Here is a 12,607-nt window from a genome sequence, read left to right as displayed (position 1 = left end):
TTACCAGGGAACCGTATTGCCGCGAAAGTCGAGATATTCAAGCCCAGGGCGCTGCTGTTTTTCCAGCAGCACGTTGACCAGCAGCGGTATGGTTTCCTCAATGGTATAGGGCGCATCAGGGCCGCCCAGCGCCGTTTTTATCCAGCCGGGTGCCATCGTCACCAGCGGTCGTGCCTTCATCGTCGGACGCGCCGCCAGGCTGCGCATAAACATATTCAGCGCCGCTTTACTTCCCCGGTAAAGTTCACGCTGACCGCTTTCGTTGTTGGCAATACTGCCTTGTCCTGAGGACATGACGCCAATCAATCCCCCGGCGGTGACCTGTGCCGCGAATTGCTCAATGACCCGCATCGGCGACAGCGCGTTGGTCAGCATGATCTGCATAAACTCATCGGTGCTAATTTCACCGATGGTCTGTGAGGGATCGCGGTTGGTGGTTCCGGCATTCACGAACAGCATATCAATCGTCTGGCCGCTGAGCCGCTGGCTAAGGGCGGTGATTTGAGGCGATTCACAGATATCCAGTTGTTCAATGTGGACCTGCTGCGGATATTCGCCCGCCAGCGCGTGCAGCGGCGTATGCTGCGCGCTATCGCGCACGGCGCCTATCACCTTCCAGCCGCGCTGAACGAATGTTTCTGCCATTGCGTGGCCCAGGCCTCGTGAGGCTCCAATCAAAAGTAGGGTTTTGCTCTGCATAAGATTTTCTCCCGTTCGCGAATCTCGCGTGATGTCGAAAATATAGAAGTAAACAATAGATGGCGGAAGGCGCAGCAATTACAGTGATTACCTGCACCAAACGCCTTATCTCATTCGGAGCCAACGATGAACGAACCTGATTTCAATTTGCTGCTGGCGCTGGATGCGCTATTGAGCGAAGCCAGCGTCGCCGGCGCTGCGCGCCGTTTGGGATTGAGTGCTTCAGCGATGAGTCGGACACTCACCCGACTGCGGACGACGACCGGTGACCCACTGTTGGTGCGTGCCGGTCGGCGGATGGTGTTAACACCGCATGCGCAGGCCATTCAGCAACGGGCGAATAGCGCGACGATGGAGGCGCGATCGGTGTTGACTCCAGCCGTATCGGCGCTGACGTTACCTGGGTTGGAGAGAACCTTTACGCTGCGTACCAACGAAGGGTTTATCGAGACTTTCGGTCCGCGTTTGATGAGTGCGGTGGCGGCGGTTGCGCCGGGCGTGTGCCTCTGCTTCGTCCCTAAAGCCGAGAAAGATGCGGCTCCGCTGCGTGAAGGACGGGTCGATCTTGAGATTGGTGTGCTCAGTGGAATGGGGCCGGAGATTCGTCTGCAGGCGCTATTTCGGGATCATTTTATGGGGGTGGTGCGGCAAGGGCATCCGCTGTTGCAGGCCGAGACGCTAAGCACTGAAGGCTATGCGGCTTATGGGCATGTGGTGTCATCGCGCCACGGTAAAGCACAGGGGCCGGTCGATAGCGCGTTGGCTGAACATGGTATGCAGCGCAAAATTGCCGCTATCGTACCGGGGTTCTCAGCGGCAATCGCGGTGGCTCAGTGCTCGGACTTGATTGCGCAGGTTCCCGCCTCTTGGTTTGCTGGCCTGCAAAGGCGCTTCGGTGGCCGCGCGTTACAGGGCTTTGCGCTGCCGGTGAAAACGCCGCCGATTACCGTCTCGCAGATGTGGCACCCGAGAATGGAGGTTGATCCGGCGCATCGCTGGCTGCGCCAGCAGGTGCTTAGCGTCTGTCAAACACCGGATGCGGTAAGCTTTTCACCAAGATAATCAATCATCGCCCGCATCCTGGCGGGCATATGTTTGTTTCGCGTCCACAGCAGCCACAGGTCGCCGCTGTAATCGCTGATAAATTCCCACTCGGGGAGTACCTGCACAATTTCGCCGCTGGCAAGCGCCTCGCGCGCGGTAAAGAGCGGCAAACTGCCAATCCCCAAATGATGCTTCACCGCGTCCAGCCGCACGCCGGTATGGTTGGCAGCATAGCGCCCACGCGTTTGCACGGTTTCCACGTTATCGCCGCGACGAAACTTCCAGCGCGAATCGGCGGGTGTTTCACCAAGGCTGATACAGCTGTGTTCGCGCAGGGCCTGCGGATTGTTGGGCATGCCGTGACGACGTAAGTATTCCTGCGTAGCGCAGATAACGTGGCTAACCGGCATCAGCGGCCTGCCATAGAGGCCCGGTGACGGCGACTGGCTGATGCGAAGGGCCAGATCGACACCGTCGTCAATTAAGTCCATATACCGGTCTTCCAGCCGCAGACAGACATCAACCTCCGGGAAGCGGGAAAAAAACTCCGCCATCAAAGGGTGAACCACAAAGCGGCCAACGGCTTTAGGCACGCTGACGGTCAGTTTCCCCTGCGCAACGCTTTGGCGGCTGCTGCCAGAATCGAAAGCCATCTGCGCCGCGTTCAGCATCTCCTGGGCGTGTTCATACACCATCTTGCCGGTGTCGTTCAGTGCCAGTTTACGCGTGGTGCGGTGCAGCAGCTTGCTGCCCAACGCCTGTTCAAGGCGCGAAACGCTACGGCTCATGGCTGAAGGTGTCGCCCCCGCGATTTTTGCGGCAGCCGAAAAACTGCCCTGGTCGATAATCAATACAAAAGTCGCAAGGTCGGGGAGCAAATTAGGATTCATTTGTGCATTCCAGGCAAAGATGCATTGAGTGGATACGGGATTATCGTCGTGGATAAGATGAATATACTCTGCTCATCAAGAGGAGAACAACCATGACTGAACGCCTTTATTACACCAGCGATGCCACTCAGGGGCAGGCGAACATTATGAGCTGTCTGGCTGAGCCGGATGGGCGCTACGCTATTACGTTAGATCGCACGCTGTTTCACCCGCAGGGCGGTGGGCAGCCTTCGGACGCCGGCTGGATTGGCGATGCCGCGGTGCAAAGCGTGATCACTCGCGGCGATGCCGTGGTGCATATCGTTGACCAGGCGTTGCCGCTGGGGGAGGCCCTGTTGCGCATTGATGCCGCTGCCCGTCAGTACCATGCGCGATTACATTCAGCCGGGCATCTGATAGGGATGGCGGGTGAACGGTACGGCTGGCAGCCGGTTAAAGCGCATCACTGGCCTGGGGAAGGGCGTATTACCTTCGCACCAGGGGAGTCTGCCGTGCTGCCCGCCGCCGAGGCTTTGTTGGCGATTATCAGCGCCTGGCAGGGAGAGGATCTTCCGCGGCGAATAACCTGCGAGAGCGGCCTGCGGCAGGTAGGGTTTGGTGAACTTCCGGCTTACCCCTGCGGTGGGACCCACGTCGCCCGTTTATCTGAAATTGGTGATGTGACGATAACCCAACTGAAACTCAAAAAGGGGCAAATGATCGTTCACTATTCGTTAGTGCCCTGAAGACCTTACCCGTAATAAGGCTACGTTGATTGGCTGTGAGTTTGCGCTTTTCCGGTTGTTATCCCACCACTGCGCCACATTGTGAGCGAGTTTGACTTCTTTCCCCCTGTGCGGCAATGATTCATCCTGCGGGATGAATCATGTCTTTTACTGATATTCCTCTCTGTTTATCATTAAATTCTAATTATGGACGTTTTCGGCTGGCGACCCTACAGCGGGCTAGTTACTCTGAAAACGATTTACGCAATTTAATAAAAGAGAATAGCTATGCATGAAGCACAAATCCGCGTTGCCATTGCGGGCGCCGGTGGCCGTATGGGACGGCAGTTAATTCAGGCCGCGATGGCGATGGAAGGCGTTCAATTAGGTGCCGCGCTGGAACGCGAAGGTTCCTCTTTGTTGGGCAGCGATGCCGGTGAACTGGCAGGCGCAGGGAAATCTGGCGTCACTGTTCAGAGCAGCCTTGAGGCGGTAAAAGATGATTTTGACGTGTTTATTGATTTCACCCGCCCGGAAGGGACGCTAACGCACCTGGCGTTTTGTCGCCAGCACGGCAAAGGCATGGTGATTGGTACCACCGGTTTTGACGATGCTGGTAAACAGGCTATTCGCGACGCCTCGCAGCAGATTGCCATTGTTTTTGCCGCCAACTTTAGCGTCGGCGTCAACGTGATGCTGAAGCTGCTGGAGAAAGCGGCCAAGGTGATGGGTGACTACACCGACATTGAAATTATTGAAGCGCATCATCGTCATAAAGTGGATGCGCCTTCAGGAACCGCGCTGGCGATGGGTGAAGCGATTGCCGGTGCGCTCGATAAAGATCTGAAAGAGTGCGCAGTCTATTCTCGTGAAGGCTATACCGGCGAACGTGTACCGGGAACCATCGGCTTTGCCACCGTGCGTGCGGGCGATATTGTCGGCGAACATACCGCCATGTTTGCGGATATTGGCGAGCGCGTAGAGATTACGCACAAGGCCTCCAGCCGTATGACGTTTGCCAATGGCGCAGTGAGATCGGCTTTGTGGTTAAAAACAAAGTCAAATGGTCTTTTTGATATGCGTGATGTGCTAAATTTGAATGAGTTATAAAATTTATTACCCATCGTGATGTGGTTATTGTAGTCATAATTACTTGATTACACAGGGCGATATTTTATCGCCCTTAATTTTATCCGTTTTTCCGTTTAATCATTGTTAAAGGCGTATTTTTCTATATTTTCTGGCGAATGTATGTTGGTTATATGTAAATTTTGACCATCTGGTCCACTTTTTTACCTTCTCTGGTCTCATTTGACACTCTTCCTGGTCCGCAAGCGTTTTCTACAATGAGTTAGTTGATCTTTTTAACCTCTTCTGGCGACTGATTTCACCAGTGCCACAAAATAATAATAAAAATTGTCCTTTAAGGTAGACTTTTGTCGAGGCTGTCTCTAGAATGCCGCCGTTTGCCAGAAATACGTCGGTAAGCAGATTTGCATTGATTTGTGCCATTGTTATGAATTAATATGCAAATAAAGCGAGTAAATATTCTCTGGAGGGTGTTTTGATTAAGTCAGCGCTATTGGTTCTGGAAGACGGAACCCAGTTTTACGGTCGGGCCATCGGGGCAACGGGTTCGGCGGTTGGGGAAGTCGTTTTCAATACTTCAATGACCGGTTATCAAGAAATCCTCACTGATCCTTCCTATTCTCGCCAAATCGTCACTCTTACTTATCCCCATATTGGTAATGTCGGCACTAACGCCGCTGATGAAGAATCTTCTCAAGTTCACGCCCAGGGTCTGGTTATCCGCGACCTGCCGCAGATTGCCAGCAACTACCGTAACACTGAAGACCTTTCTTCTTACCTTAAGCGCCATAACATTGTGGCGATTGCCGATATCGATACCCGTAAGCTGACCCGTTTGCTGCGCGAGAAAGGCGCTCAGAACGGCTGCATCATCGCCGGTGATAACCTCGATGCGCAGCTGGCGCTGGAAAAGGCCAAAGCGTTCCCAGGCCTGAACGGCATGGACCTGGCAAAAGAAGTGACCACGGCTGAAACCTACGGCTGGACTCAGGGTAGCTGGACGCTGGCAGGCGAACTGCCGGAAGCGAAGTCCGAAGAAGAGCTGCCGTTCCACGTCGTCGCCTACGATTTTGGCGCCAAACGCAACATCCTGCGTATGCTGGTAGACCGCGGCTGCCGCCTGACGGTGGTTCCGGCGAAAACCTCTGCCGAAGAGGTTCTGAAAATGAATCCGGACGGTATCTTCCTGTCAAACGGCCCCGGCGACCCGGCTCCGTGTGACTACGCGATTGAAGCGATTGAAAAATTCCTCCAGACCGAGGTTCCGGTCTTCGGTATCTGCCTGGGCCATCAGCTGTTAGCGCTGGCCAGCGGTGCGAAAACCATCAAGATGAAATTCGGTCACCACGGTGGCAACCACCCGGTGAAAGATATCGATAACAACGTGGTGATGATTACCGCGCAGAACCACGGCTTTGCGGTTGATGAAGCGACGCTGCCGGCTAACCTGCGCGTGACCCACAAATCGTTGTTCGATGGCACCCTGCAGGGGATTCACCGCACCGATAAACCGGCGTTTAGCTTCCAGGGTCACCCTGAGGCGAGCCCGGGGCCGCACGACGCAGCGCCGCTGTTCGACCACTTTATCGAGTTAATTGAGCAATACCGTCAGTCCGCGAAATAATCAGGAGTTAAAGAGCCATGCCAAAACGTACAGACATAAAAAGTATCCTGATTCTGGGCGCGGGCCCGATTGTTATCGGTCAGGCGTGTGAGTTTGACTACTCCGGTGCCCAGGCGTGTAAAGCGCTGCGTGAAGAGGGTTACCGCGTCATTCTGGTGAACTCCAACCCTGCGACCATCATGACTGACCCTGAAATGGCCGATGCGACCTACATCGAACCAATTCACTGGGAAGTCGTGCGCAAAATCATCGAGAAAGAGCGTCCAGATGCCGTACTGCCAACCATGGGCGGCCAGACTGCACTGAACTGTGCGCTGGAGCTGGAACGTCAGGGTGTACTTGAAGAGTTTGGCGTCACCATGATTGGGGCGACTGCCGACGCAATTGATAAGGCTGAGGACCGCCGCCGTTTCGACGTGGCGATGAAGAAAATCGGCCTCGATACCGCGCGTTCCGGCATTGCGCACACCATGGAAGAAGCGCTGGCGGTTGCTGCTGACGTGGGCTATCCGTGCATCATCCGTCCAAGCTTCACCATGGGCGGCACCGGTGGTGGTATCGCCTACAACCGCGAAGAGTTCGAAGAAATTTGCGAACGCGGTCTGGATCTGTCCCCAACCAAAGAGCTGCTGATTGATGAGTCGCTGATTGGCTGGAAAGAGTACGAGATGGAAGTGGTGCGTGATAAAAACGACAACTGCATCATCGTCTGCTCTATCGAAAACTTCGACGCCATGGGCATCCATACCGGTGACTCCATCACCGTAGCGCCAGCCCAGACGCTGACCGACAAAGAATATCAAATCATGCGTAACGCCTCGATGGCGGTACTGCGTGAAATCGGCGTCGAGACCGGCGGTTCCAACGTCCAGTTCTCGGTAAACCCGAAAGACGGTCGCCTGATCGTTATCGAAATGAACCCGCGTGTATCCCGCTCTTCGGCGCTGGCTTCGAAAGCAACCGGCTTCCCGATTGCTAAAGTTGCGGCAAAACTGGCGGTCGGTTACACCCTCGACGAACTGATGAACGATATCACCGGCGGCCGTACTCCGGCATCCTTCGAACCGTCCATCGACTACGTCGTGACTAAGATCCCACGCTTCAACTTCGAGAAATTTGCCGGCGCGAACGACCGTCTGACCACCCAGATGAAATCTGTCGGTGAAGTGATGGCGATTGGTCGCACCCAGCAGGAATCCCTGCAGAAAGCGCTGCGCGGCCTGGAAGTGGGCGCAACAGGCTTTGACCCGAAAGTGAGCCTCGACGACCCAGAAGCGCTGACCAAAATTCGCCGTGAGCTGAAAGACGCGGGCGCTGAGCGTATCTGGTACATCGCCGATGCCTTCCGTGCGGGCCTGTCCGTCGATGGCGTCTTCAACCTGACCAACATTGACCGCTGGTTCCTGGTACAGATTGAAGAGCTGGTTCGTCTGGAAGAGAAAGTGGCTGAAGTGGGGATCACCGGCCTCAACGCTGACTTCCTGCGCCACCTGAAACGTAAAGGCTTCGCCGATGCGCGCCTGGCGAAACTGGCTGGCGTACGTGAAGCTGAAATTCGCAAACTGCGCGACCAGTATGACCTGCACCCGGTCTACAAACGCGTCGATACCTGTGCGGCAGAGTTCGCAACCGACACCGCTTACATGTACTCCACCTATGAAGATGAGTGTGAGTCCAACCCGTCAGTTGACCGCGATAAAATTATGGTTCTCGGCGGCGGCCCGAACCGTATCGGCCAGGGTATCGAATTTGACTACTGCTGCGTACACGCCTCACTGGCGCTGCGCGAAGACGGTTACGAGACCATCATGGTCAACTGTAACCCGGAAACCGTGTCGACCGACTACGACACCTCCGACCGCCTGTACTTTGAGCCGGTTACCCTGGAAGACGTACTGGAAATCGTGCGCATCGAGAAGCCAAAAGGCGTCATCGTACAGTACGGCGGCCAGACTCCGCTGAAACTGGCGCGTGCGCTGGAAGCCGCAGGCGTACCGGTTATCGGGACCAGCCCGGATGCCATCGACCGTGCAGAAGACCGCGAGCGCTTCCAGCATGCGGTTGACCGCCTGAAGCTGAAGCAGCCGGCAAACGCCACCGTGACCGCCATCGAAATGGCGGTAGAGAAAGCGAAAGATATCGGCTATCCGCTGGTGGTTCGCCCCTCTTATGTACTCGGCGGCCGAGCGATGGAAATCGTCTACGACGAAGCTGACCTGCGTCGCTACTTCCAGACCGCCGTCAGCGTATCTAACGATGCGCCAGTACTGCTGGATCGCTTCCTCGACGATGCAATTGAAGTCGATGTGGACGCAATCTGTGACGGCGAAATGGTGCTGATTGGCGGCATCATGGAACACATCGAACAGGCCGGCGTGCACTCCGGTGACTCCGCGTGTTCTCTGCCTGCCTACACGCTGAGCCAGGAAATTCAGGACGTGATGCGCCAGCAGGTGCAGAAACTGGCCTTCGAACTGCAGGTTCGCGGTCTGATGAACGTGCAGTTTGCGGTGAAAGACAACGAAGTCTACCTGATTGAAGTCAACCCACGTGCGGCCCGTACCGTACCGTTCGTCTCTAAAGCCACCGGTGTACCGCTGGCGAAAGTGGCGGCGCGCGTGATGGCAGGCCAGACGCTGGCACAGCAGGGCGTGACCGAAGAAATCATCCCACCGTACTACTCGGTGAAAGAAGTGGTGCTGCCTTTCAATAAATTCCCAGGCGTTGACCCACTGCTGGGGCCAGAAATGCGCTCCACCGGGGAAGTGATGGGCGTGGGGCGTACCTTCGCGGAAGCCTTCGCTAAGGCGCAGCTGGGCAGCAGCTCAACCATGAAAAAACAGGGCCGTGCGCTGCTCTCCGTTCGCGAAGGCGATAAAGAGCGCGTGGTTGACCTGGCCGCGAAGCTGCTGAAACAGGGCTTCGAGCTGGATGCAACCCACGGTACCGCGGTCGTGCTGGGTGAAGCGGGTATCAACCCACGTCTGGTGAACAAGGTGCATGAAGGTCGTCCGCACATTCAAGACCGTATCAAGAATGGCGAATACACCTACATCATCAACACCACCGCAGGTCGCCAGGCGATTGAAGACTCCAAGCTGATTCGCCGCAGCGCACTGCAGTACAAAGTGCATTACGACACCACCCTGAACGGCGGCTTCGCCACCGCGATGGCGCTGAATGCTGATGCTACCGAGAAGGTGATTTCAGTTCAGGAAATGCACGCGCAGATTAATAAGTAAGCGTAAGGCATAAAAAATGCCGGGCAGATGCCCGGCGTTTTTGTTTTGTAGGTCTGATGAGCTTTCGTTTTCAGGTATGTCACCCGGCAGCACTTAACCGGGCCGGGTGACGGGGTTATTGTTCCGTGGCCGGCATGGCGGCGGCGGTCTGCTGCGACTTACTGGCCTGTTCTTCACGGTATTTCAGGTTATCCCAGATGCGGAAGAACGGGTAATACATCACCAGCGAGATACCGAGGTTAACGATTTGCAGCACCGAGCCGGAGATATGGCCGCCGGTTGCCAGATATCCGCTGACCACAATCGGCGTGGTAAACGGTAATGCTATCCCGGCCGGTTTCGCCACCAGGCCGGTAGTCATCGCCACGTAGGAGACAATCACCAGCACGACTGGGGTCAGGATAAACGGCACCACCAGATAGGGGTTCATCACGATCGGGATCCCAAACACCATCGGCTCACTGATGTTAAACAGGCTACCCGGCGCGGCAATTTTGCCGAGCTGCTTCATCTGCACGCTGCGGCTGCGCAGAATCATGAAAATCACCAGCCCTAACAGCGCACCGGTGCCGCCTGGCGCAATCCAGAGATCGTAAAACTGCTGGGTAATAATGTGTGGTATCGGCAGGCCGTTCTGGAATGCCTCCAGGTTCTCGGACATATTGCTCAACCAAACCGGGCGGATAAACACAAGTACGATGGTGTCGCCGTGCAGGCCCAGCATCCACAAAATACCAATCAGCAGCACTGAGATAATCATTCCCGGCAGCGAACCGCCGACGTGGCTCATCGGAATACCTACCAGTTCGGTGATCATGGTATTGATATCGCCAAATGGCGTCGCTTCAACCAGCAGGCGCAGCGCCAGCACCACCGCCAGCACGCAAAAGCCGGGGATCAGCGCAAGGAATGATTTCGCCACCGCCGGGGGGACGCCTTCCGGCATGCGGATAACCAGATTACGGTCGTTCACGAAGCGGTAAATTTCCGTCGACAGCAGGGCAATCAGGATGGCCACGAACAGCCCCTGGCTGCCAATTTGCCCCATCGGCATGACCCCTTTTACCAGCTGCGCCACATCGCTGCCCGCCGGTGTAAACATGATGTGCTGAGGAATGGTCATCACGAACGCGACCAGGGATACGGCCCCGGCGGTCAGCGGATCAAGGGTGCGGTACTTCTCCGCCAGGCGGTAGGCGATACCGAAGCTGGAGATAAGCGCCATGATGTCGTAGGTCGCTTTTACCGGGTAGAGGACTTTCTCCTGCCAGGTTGGGCCGAATAGTTCGCTCATCAACTGGCCGTAGCCGGGTACTGGCAAATAGGCGAAGATCAGGAAAAATGAGCCTATCAGCATAAACGGCATGTTGAGGATGATACCGTCACGTACCGAAAGCACGTGCTTTTGTCCGGCGATCTTAAGCGCGGTCGGCAAAACATATTTATCAATTATCGATTTATTCACAGACACTCCCTGCCCGGAGCAGACGTTGCCGACCGGGTTTTATTGTTTTAGTTATTGTTTGCCGAACTGCGGCAGCCACGCGTTATTGATACGTAACACTTCGTCGACCAGCGTCGTCGCCAGATTGACGTCGGCCACTAATGGGTTGGCAACCAGCGCCAGCAGCGCTTTATCTTTGTCGCCGTGCACCGCGGCGTCGATGGTCAGACGTTCGAAATCTTTCACCTGCTGCGTCAGGCCGTTCATCAGCGGCGGCAGTTTGCCAAAGGCCAAAGGATGCGCGCCAAGCGCGTCAATCAGGCAGTTGGTTTCAATTACTGCATCGTCCGGCAGCCCTTGAATGGCGCCGTTGTTGGCGGCGTTGACCACCATTTCAACGCCAAGATTGTTATGCAGTGCATTAATCAACTGGACCGCTACTTCGGAATAGAAGGAACCGCCGCGCTGGCTCAGCTCTTCGGGTTTCTTATCCAGATGCGGATCGGCGTACAGTTTGAACAGAGACGCTTCCACCTTCATCACCTGCTCAGCGCGGGTGCCTTTACTGTCGGCATCCACCAACTCGTCTTCCAGCATGGTGCGGGTTTGCCAGAAGTAACGATGATAAGGGCAGGGGATCGCGCGCAGCGCCCGCAGCAGCGATGGCGGCCATGGGATCGCTTTGATGTTATTCATCGACAGCTGCTCGCCATCGCAAAGCATTTCAATCACATCGTCGGTGGCATCGCGACCGTTCGCCAGAACCTTATGCACCCACACCATATGATTGAGGCCGGCAAAGCGTAGCGATACCTGGTCGTAGGGGAGCTTCAGCATGTCGGCAATCATGTGGTGCATGGTGACCGGCACGTTACACAGACCGATGATTTTGGCGTTGCTATGGCGTGATACCGCTTCGGTGACGATCCCGGCGGGGTTGGTGAAGTTGATGATCCACGCATCCGGGGCCAGTCGCTCTACGCGCTTGGCAATATCCAGCATCACCGGGATGGTGCGCAGCGCTTTAGCGAAACCGCCAACACCGGTGGTCTCTTGTCCCAGTAGCTTATGGCTTAAACCCAGCCGTTCATCGGCCGCACGCGCGGGGAGTTGGCCGACGCGTAGCTGGGTGAGAACGAATTGGGAGCCTTCAATGGCGCTATCGGCATCGAAATGAACCGATACCTTCACCGATTCCAGCCCGCTTCTGTCGAGCATCCGGCGGGCGAGGGCGGCAATGATCTCGACCTTCTGACGCCCCGCTTCGATGTCAACCAGCGCCAGTTCCGCCATGGGTAAGGAGGCGTGGCGGGTAATTAATCCTTCAATCAATTCCGGGGTATAGCTGCTGCCCCCACCAATAACGGTAATTTTCATCGTCTGCTCCACGGCCTCAGGCCATCAGTTGGATCGCTTTATCGAGTACGCGATCGCCGCGCATGGTGCCGTAATCCATCATGTCGATAACCGCCACCGGTTTGCCAAGCGGCGCTGAGATTTCGCTCAGGCGAGCCAGTTCAAACTGCACCTGTGGGCCAAGCAGCACCACATCCGCCTGAGCAAGCTGCTGCTCAATCTCGGCGACCGGATAGGCGTTGATCTCCACCGCCAGCGAACGCTTCTCGGCTTCGGCACGCATCTTCTGCACCAGCATGCTGGTGGACATTCCGGCTGCGCAGCACAACATGATTTTTTTCATTACAACTTTCCCCTCGTTTGAAAACATATTTCATACATTAGCGGTTTTGCTGAGGATGAATGAAAATTATTTTCATGAGTGTGATCGCGGTTAAAATATTGCTTAAGCTTATGGTTAAAGGATAAAAATGTGACCATCGCAAAAAAAATGAATAATTCAGGCCCGCTTTGCG

General features: G+C 55.7%; 10 protein-coding genes. 5 read left to right on the top strand and 5 right to left on the bottom strand.

Going from position 1 to position 12,607, the window contains the following annotated elements:
• Entirely contained in the window at positions 1-699 is a 699-nt protein-coding gene (locus KCR01S_RS12160; RefSeq protein WP_061282994.1) for an SDR family NAD(P)-dependent oxidoreductase, read from the bottom strand.
• A 126-nt stretch (positions 700-825) separates the two neighbouring features.
• On the opposite strand from KCR01S_RS12160, the gene KCR01S_RS12155 reads away from it, so the two are divergent.
• Positions 826-1,761, top strand: a complete 936-nt coding sequence (locus KCR01S_RS12155; RefSeq protein WP_061282993.1) for a LysR family transcriptional regulator — start codon at positions 826-828, stop codon at positions 1,759-1,761.
• On the opposite strand, the gene KCR01S_RS12150 is transcribed toward KCR01S_RS12155, so the two are convergent.
• A complete protein-coding gene (locus tag KCR01S_RS12150) occupies positions 1,725-2,633 on the bottom strand; it encodes a LysR family transcriptional regulator (RefSeq protein WP_061282992.1) in 909 nt (302 codons plus the stop codon). The genes KCR01S_RS12155 and KCR01S_RS12150 overlap by 37 nt on opposite strands.
• 92 nt (positions 2,634-2,725) lie before the next feature.
• On the opposite strand from KCR01S_RS12150, the gene KCR01S_RS12145 reads away from it, so the two are divergent.
• The 4 genes from KCR01S_RS12145 to carB all read left to right on the top strand — a co-directional run bounded on the left by KCR01S_RS12145 (position 2,726) and on the right by carB (position 9,292).
• Entirely contained in the window at positions 2,726-3,358 is a 633-nt protein-coding gene (locus KCR01S_RS12145; RefSeq protein ID WP_061282991.1) for an alanyl-tRNA editing protein, read from the top strand.
• Between the two features lie 267 nt (positions 3,359-3,625).
• Positions 3,626-4,447 carry a 4-hydroxy-tetrahydrodipicolinate reductase gene (dapB, locus tag KCR01S_RS12140; RefSeq protein ID WP_061282990.1) on the top strand — a complete coding sequence of 274 codons (822 nt, stop codon included), beginning with the start codon at positions 3,626-3,628 and terminating at the stop codon, positions 4,445-4,447.
• Positions 4,448-4,901: 454 nt separating this feature from the next.
• Complete coding sequence (carA, locus tag KCR01S_RS12135) at positions 4,902-6,050, top strand: glutamine-hydrolyzing carbamoyl-phosphate synthase small subunit (protein WP_061282989.1); 1,149 nt, start codon at positions 4,902-4,904, stop codon at positions 6,048-6,050.
• 17 nt (positions 6,051-6,067) lie between these two features.
• Positions 6,068-9,292 carry a carbamoyl-phosphate synthase large subunit gene (gene carB / locus KCR01S_RS12130; RefSeq protein ID WP_061282988.1) on the top strand — a complete coding sequence of 1,075 codons (3,225 nt, stop codon included), beginning with the start codon at positions 6,068-6,070 and terminating at the stop codon, positions 9,290-9,292.
• Between the two features lie 115 nt (positions 9,293-9,407).
• Here the strand turns inward: carB and celB are convergent, their stop codons facing one another.
• Genes celB through KCR01S_RS12115 form a run of 3 tightly spaced genes read right to left on the bottom strand, consistent with a single transcriptional unit; the run spans position 9,408 to position 12,435 of the window.
• Positions 9,408-10,757 (bottom strand): PTS cellobiose transporter subunit IIC, encoded by a 1,350-nt coding sequence (gene celB / locus KCR01S_RS12125; RefSeq protein ID WP_061282987.1) that lies wholly within the window; start codon positions 10,755-10,757, stop codon positions 9,408-9,410.
• 51 nt (positions 10,758-10,808) lie between these two features.
• Entirely contained in the window at positions 10,809-12,113 is a 1,305-nt protein-coding gene (locus KCR01S_RS12120; protein ID WP_061282986.1) for a 6-phospho-beta-glucosidase, read from the bottom strand.
• Positions 12,114-12,129: 16 nt separating this feature from the next.
• Positions 12,130-12,435, bottom strand: coding sequence for a PTS sugar transporter subunit IIB (locus tag KCR01S_RS12115; RefSeq protein WP_061282985.1), 306 nt, complete (start codon positions 12,433-12,435; stop codon positions 12,130-12,132).
• Positions 12,436-12,607: the final 172 nt, after the last annotated feature.

Source organism: Kluyvera cryocrescens NBRC 102467, assembly GCF_001571285.1.
Taxonomy (GTDB): Bacteria; Pseudomonadota; Gammaproteobacteria; order Enterobacterales; family Enterobacteriaceae; genus Kluyvera; species Kluyvera cryocrescens.
Note: the sequence above shows the minus strand (reverse complement) of the source record. Positions and strands in the feature narration are given on the sequence as shown.